This is a genomic window from Silvimonas iriomotensis, from assembly GCF_014645535.1.
Lineage (GTDB): Bacteria > Pseudomonadota > Gammaproteobacteria > Burkholderiales > Chitinibacteraceae > Silvimonas > Silvimonas iriomotensis.
This window is the reverse complement of sequence record NZ_BMLX01000006.1, coordinates 122979-140782: the sequence shown is the minus strand read 5'-3', so window position 1 is coordinate 140782 and position 17804 is coordinate 122979. Positions and strand designations below refer to the sequence as shown.

Below are 17804 nucleotides of genomic sequence, written 5' to 3'. Positions count from 1 at the left end.
CGCCCTAGACGAGGTTGATGGCGGGTTGCGCTGCCAGCCGGCTGAACAGTGCGCCGGCGTCGGCCTGGTTCAGGGGTATTAACAGATGCTGGTTGATCAGGGTGTACAACTGCTGGGGTGAACTGATCAGCGTTTCGTGCCGCATGCCGTCGCGTAGTTCAGCCATGCGCAGATTATTGAAGGTAATGCGGCCGTGCCCGGTCAGGCGCAGTGCCATCAGGTTGTGCAAAAAGGGCGAGGTGGCGAAGGTGGAGGAGTAGTGGTTGGACATGATCCAGTCCGCCATCCAGGTGTCTGCCAGATCAAACCAGTACAGCGTTTCCCAGTTGTCATGGCGACGCGTCTGCATCAGGTAGCCGTCGCCGTAACGGTGATAGCGCAGGGTATCCAGTTGCTCAACCGGTTCGTCTTCACGCAGTGGCGCGGTATCGGTCAGGCCGCGCGCGCCAAAGCTCACGTCGCACATCCAGCGCTGACCCTCGATCAATACGGACACCACCATGTGCGTGCGCGGGCGTTCTTCCACAATGGCGCCACCGGCCAGCATCTTGCCCAGATGCACGTGCACGTCATAACCCAGCTCTCGCAGTAACCGTGCGAACAGGCCGTTGAGTTCAAAACAATAGCCGCCACGACCGCGAGTGAGCACCTTGTCTGCGACTTCGTCCGGGTCCAGCGTGGGCAGGCGGCCGAGCAGGACATCGACATTGTTGAACGGAATGCGTTGCTGATTGGCCACGTGCAGCGTGCGCAGGCGCGCCAATGGGTCTTCCGGCAGGCTGGCCAGGCCAAGATATCGCAGATAGCGCTCGACAAAGGTCATGGGTGCTCCTGTTTGATGAAGTCATCATAAGCAACTAGACGACTGGCGCCAGCCGCGCGTAACAAAAAACCCGCGACAGGCGCGGGTTTTTGCGGGCGATACGGCCGGATTATTTATCCAGCAGGATACGCAGCATGCGGCGCAGCGGCTCGGCAGCGCCCCACAGCAACTGGTCGCCAATCACGAACGCGCTGATGTATTCCGGGCCCATGTTCAGCTTGCGCACACGGCCAACGCCGATATCAAGCTTGCCGGTGATCGAGGCCGGTGTCAGCTCCTGCTCGGTGATGCTGCGATCGTTCGGCACCCACTTCACCCACTGGTTGGTGGATTTGATCAGCGCTTCAATCTCGGACAGCGGCAGGTCTTTCTTGAGCTTGATGGTCAGCGCCAGGCTGTGGCAACGCATCGCGCCGATGCGCACGCACAGGCCATCCACCGGGATGGTCTTGTCAGTGCCCAGGATCTTGTTCACTTCAGCCTGACCCTTCCACTCTTCCTTGGACTGGCCGTTTTCCAGCTGCTTGTCGATCCACGGGATCAGGCCGCCAGCCAGCGGTGCCGGGAAGAATTCGGTCGGGACATCATGGCGGATGGCTTGCGCCACCTTGCGATCGATGTCCAGAATGGCGGAAGCCGGGTTGGCCAGTTCATCGGCCACAGCGGAATGAATCACGCCCATGCCCTTCACCAGTTCACGCATATTGTTGGCACCCGCGCCGGAAGCGGCTTGATAGGTCATGGAGCTGACCCACTCAACCAGACCTTCGCGGAACAGACCGCCCACGCCCATCAGCAAGATGGAGTTGGTACAGTTACCGCCGGCAAAATTCTTGATACCATCGGCCACGGCCTTGCGGATCAGGCCATCGTTGACCGGGTCCAGAATGATGACCGCGTCGTCTTCCATGCGCAGGGTGGAAGCGGCATCAATCCAGTAGCCGGTCCAGCCCGAAGCGCGCAGCTTGCGGAACACGTCGTTGGTGTAATCACCGCCCTGGCAGGAAATGATGACGTCCATGGCCGACAGTTCGTTCAGGTCATTGGCGTCTTTCAGCACACCGGCATCCTTGCCGAAATTCGGCGCAGGTTTGCCCGTTTGCGAGGTAGTGAAGAATGTCGGTTCAATCAGGTCGAAATCTTTTTCTTCCTGCATACGTTGCATGAGCACCGAGCCCACCATGCCGCGCCAGCCGACCAGACCTACCTTCGTCATCATCTTTTCCTTCCAGAAACAGTTTGCAAATCAATAGGGTGAATGATCGATATTAGAGAAATTCCCCATTGTTGACCAGCGTCATCTGGCAATTGCACCGCAATGCAGCATCCGGGCCAGACGAGTGGGCAATCAGACATTGCCGCAAGCGCACATCAGCGCGCCCGCTTCCCTTACCATGAGCCTTTTTGCAAGAAGGGTGCAAAGCACATGCGCGTACTGTTGCAGCGGGTGAGTCACGCCAACGTGGTGGTCGAGGGAGAAACAACAGGGCAGATTGGCGCGGGCCTGCTGTTGCTGGTGGGTATTGAGCCCGCAGATACGCCGGATGATCTGGCCTGGATGAGCAACAAAGTCTGCAACCTGCGTGTGTTTGAAGATGATGCAGGGGTGATGAACCGTTCGGTGCTGGAAACGGGCGGGCAGATTCTGGCGGTGTCCCAGTTCACCTTGTTTGGCTCGTACCGCAAGGGCAACCGGCCCTCCTGGATGCGGGCGGCCAAGGGCGAGGTGGCGACGGGGCTGTTTGATGAATTCGTCGCCAGACTGGCCGCGCAACTGGGCAAGCCGGTACCGACCGGGGTGTTCGGGGCGGATATGAAAGTGAGTCTGCTTAACGATGGCCCCATCACGCTGATGCTTGATTCGAAAAACCCGGAGTAACCCGGTTGCCAGACAAGATGTCCTGATTTGTCCGCTTCTGGTCGAGCCGGGCCCTTATGGCATCATCGTCAGCGTCGTACATTCAGGCTATACCTCAACCAAGGAGCCAAGCCGTGAAATCTGCCCTGATCGTGATTGATGTCCAGAAATCGTTCATGCACCAGCCGTTCTGGTCGGAAGAAGATTTGCCTGCGTTTCGTGAAAAACAACTGGCGCTGATTGCCGGTTACAAGGCGCGTGGTCTGCCGGTCGTGCAGATTTTTCACCATGCCGGAGGCGCGTTCGATCCGGCCAATGGTCTGTGCGTGAGCCTGGACTGGCTGCCGGATTATGCCGACGTCACCTTCAGCAAGCATGTCCACAATGCCCTGACCGATAGCGGCTTGCTGCCTTGGCTCAAAGATAACGCCATTGAGCACATCACCGTCAGCGGCATGCGCACCGAACAATGCTGCGAAACCACCGCGCGGGTGGCATCGGATCTCGGGTTCAAAGTGGACTTTGTGTCTGAAGCCACGCTGACCTGGGCGATGACCCACCCGGACGGCAGCACCTTGTCCGCCGCCGCGATCAAACACCGCACCGAACTCGTTCTGGTCGACCGCTTTGCGCGCGTCGTGACCGTAGAACAATGTCTGGCCGGGCAGGATGAACGCCGCAGTGCTTGATGTCTGGTTTGTCGCCACCGACGGCTTGCTGCTGCTGGACCTTGCCGGCCCGGCAGAAGCCTTTCGCATGGTCGGGGACGAACACTTTCGGCTGCATTTTGCCGGGCCGCGGCCACGGCTTCAGGCCCTCTCCGGCGCAGTTCTGGCTGATCTGGAGCCATTGCCAGACACGCTGACCGGCCCCGCGTTGGTGCTGGTGCCCGGGCATGATCCCGGTATGGATGGCGCAGGGGGCGATGCCATCGTCGCCTGGCTGCGCCGGGTATTGCCGCAGCCCGGCGTACAGCTGGCCACCGTTTGCGCCGGCGCCCTCTATGCCGGTCGTGCCGGCTTGCTGGATGGTCGCCGCTGTACCACGCATTACGCCCACACCCGGGATTTGCAGGCGCTGGCGCCTGGTGCAAAAGTCGAGGCCGACCGTGTGTTTGTGCAGGATGGCCAGGTGTGGACATCCGCTGGCGTCACCGCAGGGATAGACCTTGCCTTGCAGCTGATTGCCACGCAGGTCTCGCCGCAATGTGCGGCCGACGTCGCGCGCCGGCTGGTGGTGTACTTCCGGCGGGGCGGCGATGACCCGCAGCTTTCGGCCTGGTTCATGCATCGCAATCATTTGCATCCGCTGGTGCACCGGGTGCAGGAAAAACTGGCCCATGATGTGGCGGCCGACTGGTCACTGGAGACGATGGCCGAACTGGTCCATGTCACGCCACGGCACCTCACGCGGCTGTTCCGCGAACACGCCAACGTCGCGCCGACAACCTATCTGCGGTTGCTGCGGGTGGCCCAGGCGCAATCGTTGCTGGCCGATTCACGGTTGCCGATGGAGCGCGTGGCCGAACTTTCCGGCTTTGGCTCAGCGCGGGACCTGCGCAGGGTACTGGCCCGCGCCCGCCAGTAAATCTGCCCTGATGTGGCAGCGGGCTTGACGCCCCCGCAGTGGCAGGCGTACAAATAAGTCTTCGCGCCGATTTGATCCGCCAGCTTGCGGGCGCGTTATAAATACTGCTAAAGCGTGCCGCGACCTGCGTCTGGCACGCAGGTTTTTTGTTTTTCAGGTTTTTGCAGTTTTGCATCACCGCCACGCACCCGCGTGGCCGCGCCGAGTTAAGCGACAACTTGCGGGGCGCGCCGGACTTCTCCGGACAAATACCGCTAAAGCGTCGGCCGCACGGAGCGGTCTGCCGGTTGGTTCTGGCAGCGCTTCGAACTGGTTCTCAGCATACCCGGTGGCCGTCGTTGGTTTTTTCAATCAACTGGAGGTCACCATGTACGACTGTATTGTTCCCGAGTTTGCCTTGTTCCAACAACGCCGCATCAAACCGCAGGCCGTTTTCGACTTGCGACTCGAATACCGACGCTGGCTGCATCTGAAGTGCGCCGCCGGCGCCGGCCCCGCACCTCTTTCCAAAGCCGCTGCCGTGGCCGTGGCGCTGGGTTACCGCGCTGAACCGCTGGATGATGGTTCACTGGCGGTGCTGGATATCGAACTCGAGGCCGCGCTGTTGTTGTGTCAGCGCCTGCCGGAGCTGATTGGCCGTTACGAAGTTCCCGCGCGCCTGAATCGTTCATAAGACGAATCGCGGCGCGTCACCGCACATAAAAAAATCTTGAAAACACGAAGGTTTGCATGACTTTGCCGCGTATCTGGCGCGAGATCCGCGCTACATGGCATCTGGCATGGCCCATTATGGTGGGCCAGCTTGCTCAGGTGGGGACTGCATTTGTTGATGCCGTGATGGCGGGCCATGTCTCGGCCGGTGATCTGGCTGCAGTCTCGGTCGGGGCCTCGATCTGGATCACGCTGATTGTGACCATGATCGGCCTGTTGCTGGCCTGCAGCCCGCTGGTGGCGCACGCCGTCGGCGCAAATGATCGCAAACATATTCCGGGCCTGGTGCAACAAGCGTTCTATCAGGCGGCGTTCTTTACCCTGGTGGGCTGGGTGGTGGTGTGGCTGGCCATGCCCATCTTCAACCATCTGGGCCTGACACCCGACGTAGCGGACAAATCCCGGCGTTTCCTGGCCGGGGTGTCATTTGGCTTGCCTGCCTTTGCGTTTTTCCGCGTCTGTTATAGCTATTCGGCCAGCCTGAACAGCACCAAGCCCTTGATGGTGATTGCCTTGCTGGGCCTGGCGCTGAACGTGCCAGTGAATTACGTGCTGATTTACGGACATCTGGGTTTCCCGGCGTTGGGGGGCGTGGGTTGCGGTTATGCCACGGCGTTCTGCCTGTGGGCCAGCGCGCTAATGATGCTGGCATGGCTGCGGATTTCGCCGGTGTACCGCGACACCTATCCCTTGCGGCACTGGGCGCGTATCGACTGGCATCGGCAGTTCGAGCTATTGAAGTTGGGCGTGCCGATGGGGCTGATGTTTTTTGTGGAAGTCAGCGCCTTTGCCGGCATCGCTTTGCTGATTGCCCGGCTCGGCACGGTCTCTGTTGCCGCGCACCAGATTGCGCTGAACTTTGCCTCGGTCTTGTTCCAGATTCCGGCAGCCATCGGGACGGCGCTGACCGTGCGTGTCGGTCAGGCCCTGGGCGCGGGCAAGCCGCAAGATGCCCGCTTTATCGGCTGGGCCGGGTTCAAGATGGGGCTGGCCGCCGCAGTGGCCTCGGCTGTGTTTACCGGGTTTGGTCATCACTGGGTGGCCTCCTGGTACAGCGAAGACACGCAAGTGCTGGCGCTGTCCGCGATCTTGCTGATCTACGCCGCCGTGTTCCAGCTGTTTGATGCTACGCAGGTGATTGCTGCCGGTATCTTGCGCGGTTACAAGGTCACCCGCACGCCCATGATCATTCACCTGACGGCGTTCTGGATTGTGGGCTTGCCGCTGGGTTATGCCTTGACCTTTGGCGCCGGCAGCCTGATTGATGCCCGTGGCGTAACGGGCTATTGGGAAGCGCTGGTCGTCGCGCTGGGTTTTACTGCCTGCCTGCTGACCTGGCAGTTTGTGCGCGTCAGCCGGCGGGCGCTGCAAGCGCACCCGCCGCTTTGACCGTTCTTCATGCCTCGTCACCCCAGCGCTGCATCAACTGGTGGGGCACGGTCAGTTGGTCCAGAATGCGGGCCACCACGAAGTCGACCAGGTCATCGATCGATTTGGGATGGTGGTAAAAACCGGGGTTGGGCGGCAGGATCACCACGCCCAGCCGCGCCAGCTTGAGCATGTTTTCCAGGTGCAGGGCAGAAAAGGGCGCCTCACGCGGGACCAGCACCAGCTTCTTGCCTTCCTTGATCATGACGTCGGCCGCGCGCTCCAGCAGGTTGTCTGATACCCCCGCCGCAATCGCCGCCAGTGCGCCCATGGTGCAAGGGCACACCACCATACCGTCGCCCGGGTTGGAACCCGACGCCATCGGCGCAAACCATTCTTGCTGGCCGAACACCTTGAGCGGCGCATCTGCCGGCAGTTTGAAATGCGCGCGCAGCCAGTCGGCAAACTCGGCGGCGCGGCCAGGCCAGGTGTAGCCCAGTTCCTGGCGCGCCACGATTTGCGCTGCCTGCGTGTAAAGCACATGCACCTGGCAACCGGCCGCCAGCAAGCATTCGATCAAACGCATGCCATAAGGCAGGCCTGAGGCGCCGGTCAGGCCGACGGTGATGGTTTTCATGATGTTGCGGGTTCCTTCAACAAACGGGCGCAAATCAGGCCGTTAACAAGGCCAAAGACCAGTGCTGCGCCAAAAAAGACAGGGGCAAGGCGGATTAATCCGTTATCGGGGATCAGCCACAAACGCGCCAGCCCTAGTTGCCCGGCAATATGCGCAAAGGCGGCAATCAGCGACAGGCTGACCGGCCCGAACAGGCGTCGTGGCAGGTATTGCGCAGCGGCCAGTGCCAGCAGGCTGACCATGCCACCGCACAGGCTCAGCGCAAAACCGGGCGAGAGAAAACCGCCCAGTACCAGCGCGCCGCCAAAAATCCGCAGCAACGACACCCAGGCGGCGTCACGCCAGCCGTGGCGCCATAACACAATCAGCGTAATGATATTGGCAATGCCGGGTTTGACGCCCGGTAGCGGCGACGGGAAACCGGCCTCGACCACGCCGAGCATGATGGCCAGTGCGGCATAACGGGCAATGCGCAGATCATCTGCCCCTGCAGTCACCGTGCGTTCAGTAGCTGAGGCTGTCATAAGCGCGGGCTTTGCTGCCGGTGAGTTCAATGCTGGTACGGTTGGGCAGGCAAATGGCGGTCTGGCCGGTTTCGGTCAGCCAGCCTGCCTTGACGCAATACTGGCGCGGGCTGGGGTCGGCGGCGATGCGGGCACGGCCACGGGCGACTTCAACGGTGGTTGCGCCCAGCGGGCCGGGCACCTGCAAGGTCCGGTCCGAGGCCAGATCAAGTTCTGCAAAGAGCTTGCCGGACTGATACACGCGCACGTGCGTGGCGGCGTCGGTATTCCAGGCAAACCAGGCAAACAGCACCACCAGCGCTGCGCCCAGCGCGACGGTGAACCAGTCGCCGGGCCGCAGCAATTGCCACTCAGTTTTTGACATGCGGTTCACGGTGGCGCACCAGGACCTGGCGCTGGTTGGCAAAATGCCGGGCCAGTTGCTCGGTCAGGAAGACCGAACGATGCTGGCCACCCGTGCAGCCAATGGCCACGGTGACGTAATTGCGGTGATCGCGATCGAACTCCGGAATCCAGTGTTCCAGGAAACCGATCAGATGCGTCAGGTAGCGGCCCACGCTCTCCTGGCGTTTCAGAAAGTCGATCACGGGCTCGTCTTTACCAGTCAGCGGGCGCAACACCGGGTCGTAATGCGGGTTGGGCAGGCAGCGGGCGTCGAACACGAAGTCGGCATCCAGCGGGATACCATGCTTGAAGCCGAACGATTCAAAAATCAGCGTCAGGCGGGATTTATCCAGCCCGACGAAATCGCGCACCGAGGCCCGCAACTGATTGGCCGTGAGCGAGCTGGTATCAACCCGGTACGCGTTCAGGAGGAAGTACTCCAGGATCTCGCGTTCCTGCGCAATGGCTTCGGTGATGGTGAGGTGTTCACCCGCCAGCGGATGACTGCGGCGTGTTTCAGAGAAACGCTTGATCAGGACTTCGTCAGAGGCCTCGAGGAACAGCAAGCGCACATCAATCTTGAGTTCCAGCATCGCCGCCAGGTAGTCCGGGAATGCCGCCAGATTATGGGCACTGCGCGCATCAACGGCGATGGCGACCTTGGGGTAGCCATCTTCATCCAGCAAGGCCACGGTTTGCGGCAGGATGGGCGAGGGCAGGTTATCGACGCAGAAATAGCCCAGGTCTTCCAGTACACGCAGCGCGACACTTTTGCCTGCGCCGGACAGTCCGGAAAGCAGGATGACTTGCTGACCCTTGTGCGCCATTACTCGCCCAGCTCCATAAAGCGTTGATGGCGCTCGATGAACTCGCGGGTGGAGTCAATGCCACGCAATTGCAGAATGTAGTTACGCACGGCGGCCTCAACCAGCACCGCCAGGTTGCGACCGGCCGCCACAGGGATGACCAGCTTGCGGATCTGCACGCCGAGGATTTCCTGCGTTGCCGCCTGCATTTGCAGACGGTCGATCGGGGCGAGGGTTTCGCCCCCGGCCTTGGCCAGGTGCACGATCAGCTTGAGGGTCTTTTTGGGGCGGACGGCGGTTTCACCGAAAATGGTCCGGATATTCAGTACCCCAATCCCGCGCACTTCCAGAAAGTCGCGCAGCATGGGCGGACAGCGTCCTTCCAGGGTTTCCGGGTTGGTGCGGTAGACCTCGACCACGTCATCAGCGACAAGGCCATGGCCGCGCGAGATCAGCTCCAGCGCCAGTTCGCTTTTACCCATGGACGATTCGCCCGTCAGCAAGACGCCCACTTCAAGTACGTCCAGGAACACGCCGTGCAGATGCGTAGACACGGCCAGCGCCTTGGCCAGGTAGTAGCGCAGCACGTCCATCAGGTACGGCGATTGTTCGGTCGAAGTCAGCAGCGGCACGTGGTGACGCTCTGCCCCTTCGCGCAGGGTATCGGGCACCTGCTGGCTGTTGGCGACAATCATCAGCGCCATTTCATTGGCAAACAGGCGCTCGACCGAGTCTTTTTGCGCCTCTGGCGAGAGCCCGGCAAAGTAATTGACTTCGGCAATCCCCAACACTTGCACGCGGTTGGGGTGAATGAAATTCAAATGCCCGACCAGGGCCAGCCGCGGCTTTTGTTCGGCGGCATCGTTGGTCAGCAGATTGTTGGCGCCAGACTGGCCGGCGACCCAGGTCAGTCTGAGCTTTTCCGCGTTATCGATGAATAACTGTCTAACGGTAATCTGCGGCATACGGTTCCCAGGTGGAAATCAGCTTGAAAGCCGTGTCGACATCGCTGGCGCTGGCAAGCTGATCGCGCACGGTCTTGTCAGAGAAAAGCTGGGCCAGCTCGGACAGGATCTGCAGGTGCAGGTCAGTGGCGGCGGCCGGCACCAGCAACACAAAGATCAGTGTCACGGGTTTGCCGTCGGGCGCGTCAAAGGGCACCGGGTTTTTCAGGCGGATAAAGGCGCCGCTGGCTTCCTTGAGGCCCTTGATGCGGCCGTGCGGAATGGCCACGCCTTGCCCCAGACCGGTGGAGCCCAGTTTCTCGCGCGCAAACAGGCTGTCAAAAATGACGCTGCGCGCAATGGCGTGGCTGTTCTCGAACAGCATGCCTACCTGTTCGAATATCCGTTTTTTGCTGCCCACGTCCATATCTAGAAAGACGTTGCTGGCAGGCAGGATTCTGGAAATCAGACTCATCGTTTAGCCGGCTCGCTGACCTGGTGGGCAGCCACGCAATTGTCGCGCCGCACCATTGATAGGGTACCGCGAACGCCAAAACTGCGATCGTCGGTCCGGTTTGCATTTTCAATTCATCCTATTGTACCGCCCCAACGGCATAAACAAAAACGGGAACCCGTTTTCAGGGTTCCCGTTTGTTGCATCAAGATGCTTGGTTTATATCGAAAAAATCACTCTTCTTCGACCGTTTGCTGATGTTTGATGGCGTCCCCACGGTGATCCATCAAGCACTCTTTGTGTTTGACGATCTGCCGGTCCAGTTTATCGACAAGGAGGTCAATAGCGGCGTACATGTCCTTGTCGACTGCCTCAACATGAATGTCCTTGCCGCGCACACGCACGGTGACATCCGCTTTCTGTTGTAACTTCTCTACAGAAAGTATGGCGCTGACGTCTACTACCTGATCAAAGTGCCGCACTATCCGGTCAAGCTTGCTGGTCAGGTACGACCGCAGGGCCGGGGTCACTTCGACGTGATGTCCGCTGATGTTGAGGTTCATGGCATTCTCCTTCTGGTTGAGCCATTAAAACCAGGGGCGGCTGATGCAACCCAGCTGGCTGGATTGTTTCCAGCCGCTCCAGGCCAAGCGATTACAGGTTTTTGCGCAAGTTAACGGGTGGAACGTTCATACCCTCCCTGTATTTGGCAACGGTTCGTCGCGCAACCACGATCCCTTGCCCGGATAATGCGTCGGCAATAGCGCTGTCTGACAGCGGCCGGGTTTTGTCTTCGTTCTGGATCATCTGGCGAATCAGTGCCTTGATCGCCGTCGCCGAGCATTCGCCACCGGCTTCGGTATCGACATGACTGCCAAAGAAATATTTGAATTCCAGCAAGCCGCGCGGGCTGGCCATGTACTTCTGGGTGGTGACGCGGGAGACAGTGGACTCGTGCAGGTCGAGTTCCAGGGCGATATCGCGCAGGACCAGCGGCCGCATGGCCACTTCGCCATGCTCGAAGAACGCGCGCTGGCGCTCCACGATGGCTTGGGCGACACGCAAGATGGTCTCGAAGCGTTGTTGAACGCTCTTGACCAGCCATTTGGCTTCCTGCAGTTCGCGCGCCAGCACTCCGCCCTCGCTGCGTTGCAGGATATCTGCGTACACCTGATTGATACGCAACCGCGGCATCGCGGCTGGATTGAGTCTCACCTGCCATTGCCCCTTGATCTTTTGCACCAGTACGTCAGGTACAACGTAGCGTGGTGTCAATGCCGCCCATTGTGCTGCAGGGCGTGGATTCAGACTGGTGATCACGGTTTGCGCGGCTTTGAGGGCCGCGTCGTCACATTTCAGTAACCTTTTCAACTTAGTGTAATCACGCCCCGCCAATAAATCGAGATGCTGTCCGACGATTTGTCGGGCCAACTCGCAAGCAGGGGTGGATTCAAGCTGTCGTAACTGCAAAAACAACGCTTCCGCCGTATTGCGGGCACCCACGCCGACCGGGTCAAACTGCTTGAGCCGGGCCAGCGCGACCGCCAGATCATCAATCTCAAGTTCTAATTGAGAGACGATCTCCGGCGGGATTTGTTCCAGTAATTCTTCCAGCGAGAACGGTAAAAATCCCTCTTCGTCCACGGCGTCGATCATGAACGCCAGAGCAGCGTGATCGCGGTCCGGCAGGCGCAACACGCCGGCCTGATCAAGCAGGTATTCGCGCAGGGTCAGTTCACGGGCCACCTGGGTGGCCGGATCAAAATCGTCCTCATCGTCGCCGCCGCTGCGCGTACCGCCGCCCCATTCCATATCGTCGCCACCACCGTCGTAGCTGTCGTCGCTGGTGGTGGTGCTGTCGGTGGAATCGGTGCTGCTGGTGCTCTCGGCTGAATCGGAAGAACTGCTGCCGCCACTGTCTTGTTCAAGCAACGGATTTTCCAGCAGGTAACGTTCAATCTCGGTCTGGAAATCCAGCGTGGACAGCTGCAACAGCTTGATCGACTGTTGCAGTTGCGGGGTAAGGTTCAGTTGCTGCGACAGCCGCAGTTGCAGGGATTGCTTCATGCGGCAGGTCTGGGGGCCAGGGGCGGTGCGGCGGACATACGCGTTACATCCGGAAGTGTTCGCCCAGGTACACCTTGCGTACCTGTTCGTTGGCGATGATTTCGGCCGGGTGGCCCGAGGCCATGACCGCACCTTCTGAAATGATGTAGGCGCGATCACAAATGCCCAGCGTTTCACGCACGTTGTGATCGGTAATCAACACGCCAATACCGCGGTCACGCAGGTAGGCAATGATGCGCTGGATATCCATCACCGCGATCGGATCGACGCCGGCGAACGGTTCATCCAGCAAAATGAAGCGCGGATCAGCCGCCAGCGCCCGGGCGATTTCGGCACGGCGGCGCTCGCCACCAGACAGGCTCATGGCACCGCTATCGCGCAGGTGGGCAATGTGCAGCTCATGCAACAGCTCTTCCAGACGCTCGGCCCGGCGCGCGGCGTTTTTCTCTCTGAGTTCCAGCACGGCCAGGATGTTTTGCGCCACGGTCATCTTGCGAAAGATGGAGGCTTCCTGCGGCAGATAGCCCAGACCCAGTTGCGCGCGTTCATGCATGGGCAGACGGCTGATGTCCTGACCGTTGAGGCTGATCTGGCCGCCATCGGCCGCGACCATGCCCACGATCATGTAAAAGCTGGTGGTTTTGCCGGCGCCATTAGGGCCCAGCAAACCAACAACTTCGCCGGCATCAACGCGGATCGACACATCACGCACGACCGTGCGCTTGCGATAACGCTTCATCAGGCCAGTGGCGTTCAGGGAGGCGGTCAGCGGCTGGGTCACGGGGCCGTTGGGAGTCGGAGTGGCGCTCATTGTTTCTCGCTTGTGGTATCGCTGGCCGCAGCGGCTGCCGGCTTCGTGGCCGGGGCGCTGGCGTCCTTCTTCTTGGGCACAATGGTCACGTTGACCCGGCCTGCACCGGTTTTGTTGCTGGTGGCCGAGTACTGGTCCGTGTTGAGGTTGTAGGTGATGACATCACCGAACACCTCGTTCTGGCCCTTGCGTACCCAGGCCTTGTTGGTCAGCACCAGAAAGCCGGTTTTCTGGTTGTAGTCATAGTGCAGGGACTCGGCGTCAACCCATTCGCCATCGTCGGCTTGCTGGCGGAATTTCACCGGGCGGCCGTCGCCTTGCGAATACTGCATGCCGTCGGCATCCTGGTGCACGGTCAGTTTGTCAGAGCGCAGCGTCATGGAGCCTTGCGTCACGATCACGTTGCCCGTGTACACGCCGGTATTGGTTTTCTGGTCGTACGTGGCCGAATCGGCCTCGACCTTGAGCGGTTTCTCGCGGTCGGCGGTCGAGGCAAATGCGACAGCCATGGCCAGCGCCAGGCTGGCGAAAAGGGCGCTATTTGCTGCTGCGTGGCGCAGGGACATAAAGGGTGCTCACTCTGGATTTGAGAAGAAGGGTCTGATCAGTGATGTCTGCCTGAAAGCCGACCCCGTTGGCGTGATAGTTGCTGCCCATGTCCGCTACGACAGGCGCCTCGGACCAGGCCAGGCCCGGTTTGGGTTGATACCAGACCTGCGAGCCCTTGACGACCATCTCGGCATGTTTTTCATCCGGCTGGCGGGTCACGGTTACAGGATCGGGCGCCCAGAACTTGTCGCCGCGGTTGATGGACTGTACGCGGGTGGTGACCAGATCAACGCGGGGCTGTCCGGGAATGGTCGAGACCAGGTGCGGGTTTTCGAACCAGGCCGAGTCATTTTCTTCGTAATGGCTGGCTTTATCGGCATCCAGGCGCTGATAGGGCTGCCCTTTGTCGTTAAAGCGCACGGTATGCGAGTGCTCGGCGATCAGGTTGGGCTCGTTGGCAAGGCGCTTGTCATTCAGCGCAGGCAGTGTGGCGGCCGTGTTCAGGCCCCAGACCAGCAAGGCCAGGAAAAGGATGAGTACAACTGGCAGAAGTCGCGAAGACAAACGGTTCACAAAACGTCCTTACCGAAGATACCAGGCCATGATGCCATCGAACGTGCCCTGGGCCTGCATGATGGTTTCACAGGCTTCGCGCACTGCACCGTGCCCGGCGCGTGCATCGGTCACATAGTGGGCGTTGCTGCGCACAATGTGTGGCGCATCCGGCACCGAAATGGCAAATGCCACGCGGCGCATGACCGGCAGATCGATCACGTCATCGCCCATGTAGCCGCATTGTTCCTGGGTCAGGCCGGTTTTTTCGAGCAGTTCGGCAAAGGTGGCCAGTTTGTCGCTGGCACCCTGATACAAGAGTTCGATATCCAGATTGCGGGCGCGGTGTTCCACCAGTTTTGATTTGCGGCCGGTAATGATGGCCACCTTGACGCCGCTGTCCTGCAGCATGCGGATGCCGTGTCCGTCCAGCGAGTTGAAGGCTTTCAGTTCCTCGCCGGCATCGGTGTAGTACAGGCTGCCGTCGGTCATGACGCCATCTACGTCAAAAATCATCAGGCGCACGGCGGTTGCGGCTTGCGAATTCATTGTTTGTCCTGTTTCTTGCCGGTCAGACCACGCGGGCGCGCAGCAGATCGTGCATGTTCAAGGCACCACTGAGTTGGCCACCCGTGGTGACCAGCAGGGCGCCGATTCGGCGTTCTTCCATGATGCGGACGGCTTCGGCAGCCAGTTTGCCCGCTTCTATGGTGATGGGGTTGCGTGTCATGACTTCAAGTACACGGGTCTGGTGCACGTCAACGCCCCGGTCCAGGGCGCGGCGCAGGTCGCCATCGGTAAAAATACCAGCCAGCCGGTTCTGATCGTCCATCACAGCCGTCATCCCCAGCCCTTTACGGCTGATCTCCATCAGCGCGTCGCGCAGCGGGGTGTCCAGCTGCACCATCGGCAACTCGTCACCCTGGCGCATCACATCGCTGACGCGCACCAGCAAGCGCCGGCCCAGGCTGCCGCCGGGGTGTGAATGGGCAAAGTCTTCTGCACTGAAATCACGTTCTTCCAGCATGGCTACCGCCAGGGCATCGCCCAGCGCCAAGGCCACGGTGGTGCTGGCGGTGGGGGCCAGGTTGAGCGGGCAGGCTTCCTGTTCGACCGAGGAATCCAGCCAGATCTGCGCTTCACGGGCGAGCGTGGATTTGGCGTTGCCGGTCATGGCGATCAGCGGTACGCCCAGGCGCTTGATACTGGGCAGAATGGTCAGCAGTTCGTCGGACTCCCCTGAATAGGAGAGCGCAAGGACCACATCATTGGCAGTGATCATGCCCAGATCACCGTGCGCGGCCTCGGCCGGATGCAGGAACAGTGCGGGTGAACCGGTGCTGGACATGGTCGCGGCAATCTTGCGGGCAATGTGCCCGGATTTGCCCATGCCGGTCACGACAATGCGGCCCTGGCAGGCCAGCATCAGCGCGCAGGCCTGGCCAAAAGCAGCATCAAGTTTGCTGGCGATGTTCCCGATCGCGGTGGCCTCGATCGACAGTACATGCCGGGCGCGATCCAGAAAACGGGTGAGATCTGTAGATGTCATGGTGATCAAGTATAAAAGACCGGGCACGAAAACTGCTAGCGACGTTGTGACAAGACAGGCTGGCCGGTATGCTGTTTAGCTATACTCAGTGTCCCTTCTTTCGTTAACCAGCGCCGCCGGGAGCCACCATTCACCTCTCATCGCTTCTTTTGCTGCTGGCCGCAGCCGTCCTGACGGTTGTTGCGTGCCGGAGTCTGAAACTGCCGGCCATGCTGGGTTATCTGGTGGTGGGCATGTTGATCGGCCCGCACGCGCTCGGATTTATCGATACCTCGACCGGCGCGGAACATCTTGCTGAATTCGGCGTGGTGTTCCTCATGTTTACCCTGGGCCTGGAATTTAACCTCGCCCGGCTGATGGCAATGCGTAAAGTGGTATTCGGCCTGGGCTTCACCCAGGTGCTGGCCACGGCCTTGCTGGTCTGCGCGGTAACGCTGATCGGCGGCGGCGACTGGAAAACCGGCATGGCGCTGGGCGGCGCGCTGGCGATGTCCTCTACCGCCATGGTGTCCAAGCTCCTGGCAGAGCGCAATGAGTTGAATGCCCCACATGGGCTGAACGCGGTGGGCGTGCTGCTGTTCCAGGATCTGGCGGTGGTGCCCATGCTGATCATGACCCCCGCGCTGAGCCGGCCGCCTGGCGAGATGTTCTACGCGCTGGGGCTGGCGGTGCTCAAGATCGGCGTTGTGCTGTTCTTGCTGCTGTACCTGGGCCAGAAGCTGATGCGCCCCTGGTTCAATCTGGTGGCGCGCCAGCACTCCAGCGAACTCTTCATGATCAATCTGCTGTTCATCACGCTGGGGATTGCCTGGCTGACCGATCTGGCCGGGTTGTCGATGGCGCTGGGTGCGTTCCTGGCCGGCATGCTGATTGCCGAGACCCAATACCGCTATCAGGTGGAAGACGATATCCGGCCGTTCCGTGACCTGCTGCTGGGGCTGTTCTTTGTCACGGTCGGCATGGCGCTGGATTTCCACACCCTGCTGCGCCAGTGGTGGCTGGTCCTGGTTGTCCTGGCGCTGATGGGGCCGGGCAAGATGATGCTGATCGCCGGGCTGGCCCGGTTGTTTGGCTCTGCGCCAGGCCCGAGTCTGCGCACCGGGTTTACCTTGGGGCAGGGCGGCGAGTTTGCCTTTGTGTTGCTGGCGCTGTCGGCCAGTAATGGCCTGATTTCCGTTGAATTGCAGCAAGCGACCATCGCCGGGATTGTGCTATCCATGCTGGCGACCCCGTTTGTAATCCAGCACAGCGACAAGCTGGTGTTGCGCCTGGCCAGTTCTGAATGGATGAACATGGCGGCCAACCTGCACCTGATTGCCGTGCGCTCCATGGGCGCCCAGGGCCATGTGGTGTTGTGCGGTTATGGCCGCAGCGGCCAGTCGCTGGCCCGCTTGCTGTCGCAAGAAAGTATCCCGTTCTTCGCACTGGATCTGGACCCGGAAGTCGTGCGTGAAGCCGGCGCGGCGGGAGATTCCGTAGTGTATGGCGATGCGGCCAAGCGCGAGGTATTGCTGGCTGCCGGCCTGATGCGGGCGCGGGCGCTGGTGGTGACCTATGCCGATACCCATTCAGCCTTGCAGATTCTGGAACTGGCCAAGCAATTGCGGCCGGACCTGCCGGTGATTGTGCGCACTTATGATGAGTCGGATATCGACAAACTCAAGGCGGCCGGCGCCGCAGAAGTGGTGGCCGAAATCCTGGAAGGCAGTTTGATGCTGGCGTCGCACACGCTGATGCTGCTGGGCACGCCGCTGAACCGTGTGCTCAAGCGCATCCGTGAAGTGCGGGAGGCGCGCTATCAGATGTTCCGTGGCTTCTTCCGCAGTGTGAACGATGACCTGGAAGGCGCCGAGCGCTCGCAACCGCGCCTGCACAGCGTGCACCTGATCAAGGGCGCATCAGCCATTGGCCGCAAACTGGCAGAGCTTGATCTGGATGCCATGCATGTGGAGGTCAAGAACCTGCGCCGCACCAACTTGCCGGCATCAGTCCCGGAGCCTGAAATGGAACTGCAAGAAGGTGACGTGCTGGTGTTGCTGGGCGAGCCGGAGAACCTCTCTGCCGCAGAAATGCTGTTGCTGGGCGGTGGTCGACGCTAAGCCACGCGGTATTCGGCCAACAAAAAGCCGCAGCGGTTTCGCTGCGGCTTTTTGTTTGATACTTGATGCGGATACTGAACG

General features: G+C 60.5%; 21 protein-coding genes and 1 riboswitch. Of the genes, 6 read left to right on the top strand and 15 right to left on the bottom strand.

The genetic code is table 11. The features are described 5' to 3' along the window. Positions 1-4: 4 nt before the first annotated feature. Positions 5-823, bottom strand: a complete 819-nt coding sequence (locus IEX57_RS17720; RefSeq protein WP_188706031.1) for an arylamine N-acetyltransferase family protein — start codon at positions 821-823, stop codon at positions 5-7. Between the two features lie 109 nt (positions 824-932). Beyond that, positions 933-2039: an aspartate-semialdehyde dehydrogenase gene (asd, locus tag IEX57_RS17715; protein ID WP_188706206.1), complete on the bottom strand. Its 1107-nt coding sequence runs from the start codon at positions 2037-2039 to the stop codon at positions 933-935. Positions 2040-2249: 210 nt separating this feature from the next. On the opposite strand from asd, the gene dtd reads away from it, so the two are divergent. The 5 genes from dtd (at position 2250) to IEX57_RS17690 (ending at position 6368) form a co-directional block, all read left to right on the top strand. Then, the gene (gene dtd / locus IEX57_RS17710; RefSeq protein WP_188706029.1) at positions 2250-2702 is read left to right on the top strand and encodes a D-aminoacyl-tRNA deacylase; all 453 of its coding nucleotides are present in this window, start codon (positions 2250-2252) and stop codon (positions 2700-2702) included. Positions 2703-2815: 113 nt separating this feature from the next. Next, positions 2816-3370 carry an isochorismatase family protein gene (locus IEX57_RS17705; RefSeq protein WP_229709091.1) on the top strand — a complete coding sequence of 185 codons (555 nt, stop codon included), beginning with the start codon at positions 2816-2818 and terminating at the stop codon, positions 3368-3370. After that, positions 3351-4268, top strand: a complete 918-nt coding sequence (locus tag IEX57_RS17700) for a GlxA family transcriptional regulator (RefSeq protein ID WP_188706024.1) — start codon at positions 3351-3353, stop codon at positions 4266-4268. Before IEX57_RS17705 ends, IEX57_RS17700 begins: the two co-directional genes overlap by 20 nt. A gap of 53 nt (positions 4269-4321) precedes the next feature. Beyond that, positions 4322-4401: riboswitch (SAM riboswitch) on the top strand. A 234-nt stretch (positions 4402-4635) separates the two neighbouring features. Next, entirely contained in the window at positions 4636-4941 is a 306-nt protein-coding gene (locus IEX57_RS17695; protein ID WP_188706022.1) for a hypothetical protein, read from the top strand. A gap of 56 nt (positions 4942-4997) precedes the next feature. Then, positions 4998-6368: an MATE family efflux transporter gene (locus tag IEX57_RS17690; protein ID WP_188706020.1), complete on the top strand. Its 1371-nt coding sequence runs from the start codon at positions 4998-5000 to the stop codon at positions 6366-6368. 7 nt (positions 6369-6375) lie between these two features. Here IEX57_RS17690 and IEX57_RS17685 read toward each other — a convergent pair whose 3' ends face one another. From IEX57_RS17685 to IEX57_RS17625, 13 genes are all read right to left on the bottom strand, one after another. Then, entirely contained in the window at positions 6376-6984 is a 609-nt protein-coding gene (locus IEX57_RS17685) for a flavin prenyltransferase UbiX (protein WP_188706018.1), read from the bottom strand. Next, the gene (locus tag IEX57_RS17680) at positions 6981-7508 is read right to left on the bottom strand and encodes a Gx transporter family protein (protein ID WP_188706016.1); all 528 of its coding nucleotides are present in this window, start codon (positions 7506-7508) and stop codon (positions 6981-6983) included. The genes IEX57_RS17685 and IEX57_RS17680 overlap by 4 nt, the downstream gene beginning before the upstream one ends. Then, positions 7489-7872: a NusG domain II-containing protein gene (locus tag IEX57_RS17675; RefSeq protein ID WP_188706014.1), complete on the bottom strand. Its 384-nt coding sequence runs from the start codon at positions 7870-7872 to the stop codon at positions 7489-7491. The genes IEX57_RS17680 and IEX57_RS17675 overlap by 20 nt, the downstream gene beginning before the upstream one ends. Beyond that, the gene (rapZ, locus tag IEX57_RS17670; RefSeq protein ID WP_188706012.1) at positions 7859-8719 is read right to left on the bottom strand and encodes an RNase adapter RapZ; all 861 of its coding nucleotides are present in this window, start codon (positions 8717-8719) and stop codon (positions 7859-7861) included. Before rapZ ends, IEX57_RS17675 begins: the two co-directional genes overlap by 14 nt. After that, entirely contained in the window at positions 8719-9663 is a 945-nt protein-coding gene (gene hprK, locus IEX57_RS17665) for an HPr(Ser) kinase/phosphatase (RefSeq protein ID WP_188697245.1), read from the bottom strand. The genes rapZ and hprK overlap by 1 nt, the downstream gene beginning before the upstream one ends. Further along, complete coding sequence (gene ptsN, locus IEX57_RS17660; protein WP_188706010.1) at positions 9644-10117, bottom strand: PTS IIA-like nitrogen regulatory protein PtsN; 474 nt, start codon at positions 10115-10117, stop codon at positions 9644-9646. Before ptsN ends, hprK begins: the two co-directional genes overlap by 20 nt. A gap of 212 nt (positions 10118-10329) precedes the next feature. Continuing rightward, the gene (gene hpf / locus IEX57_RS17655) at positions 10330-10659 is read right to left on the bottom strand and encodes a ribosome hibernation-promoting factor, HPF/YfiA family (protein ID WP_188706007.1); all 330 of its coding nucleotides are present in this window, start codon (positions 10657-10659) and stop codon (positions 10330-10332) included. 91 nt (positions 10660-10750) lie between these two features. Next, positions 10751-12163: an RNA polymerase factor sigma-54 gene (locus IEX57_RS17650; RefSeq protein ID WP_188706005.1), complete on the bottom strand. Its 1413-nt coding sequence runs from the start codon at positions 12161-12163 to the stop codon at positions 10751-10753. Between the two features lie 43 nt (positions 12164-12206). Next, positions 12207-12974 carry an LPS export ABC transporter ATP-binding protein gene (gene lptB / locus IEX57_RS17645; RefSeq protein ID WP_188706003.1) on the bottom strand — a complete coding sequence of 256 codons (768 nt, stop codon included), beginning with the start codon at positions 12972-12974 and terminating at the stop codon, positions 12207-12209. Further along, the gene (gene lptA, locus IEX57_RS17640) at positions 12971-13483 is read right to left on the bottom strand and encodes a lipopolysaccharide transport periplasmic protein LptA (protein ID WP_188706001.1); all 513 of its coding nucleotides are present in this window, start codon (positions 13481-13483) and stop codon (positions 12971-12973) included. Before lptA ends, lptB begins: the two co-directional genes overlap by 4 nt. A gap of 28 nt (positions 13484-13511) precedes the next feature. Further along, positions 13512-14096 carry an LPS export ABC transporter periplasmic protein LptC gene (gene lptC, locus IEX57_RS17635; RefSeq protein ID WP_188706000.1) on the bottom strand — a complete coding sequence of 195 codons (585 nt, stop codon included), beginning with the start codon at positions 14094-14096 and terminating at the stop codon, positions 13512-13514. 9 nt (positions 14097-14105) lie between these two features. Next, entirely contained in the window at positions 14106-14624 is a 519-nt protein-coding gene (gene kdsC / locus IEX57_RS17630; protein WP_188705998.1) for a 3-deoxy-manno-octulosonate-8-phosphatase KdsC, read from the bottom strand. Positions 14625-14646: 22 nt separating this feature from the next. Then, positions 14647-15624: a KpsF/GutQ family sugar-phosphate isomerase gene (locus IEX57_RS17625; protein WP_188705996.1), complete on the bottom strand. Its 978-nt coding sequence runs from the start codon at positions 15622-15624 to the stop codon at positions 14647-14649. Positions 15625-15773: 149 nt separating this feature from the next. Between IEX57_RS17625 and IEX57_RS17620 the strand changes: the two genes are divergently transcribed. Beyond that, positions 15774-17723 (top strand): monovalent cation:proton antiporter family protein, encoded by a 1950-nt coding sequence (locus IEX57_RS17620; RefSeq protein ID WP_308433882.1) that lies wholly within the window; start codon positions 15774-15776, stop codon positions 17721-17723. Positions 17724-17804: the final 81 nt, after the last annotated feature.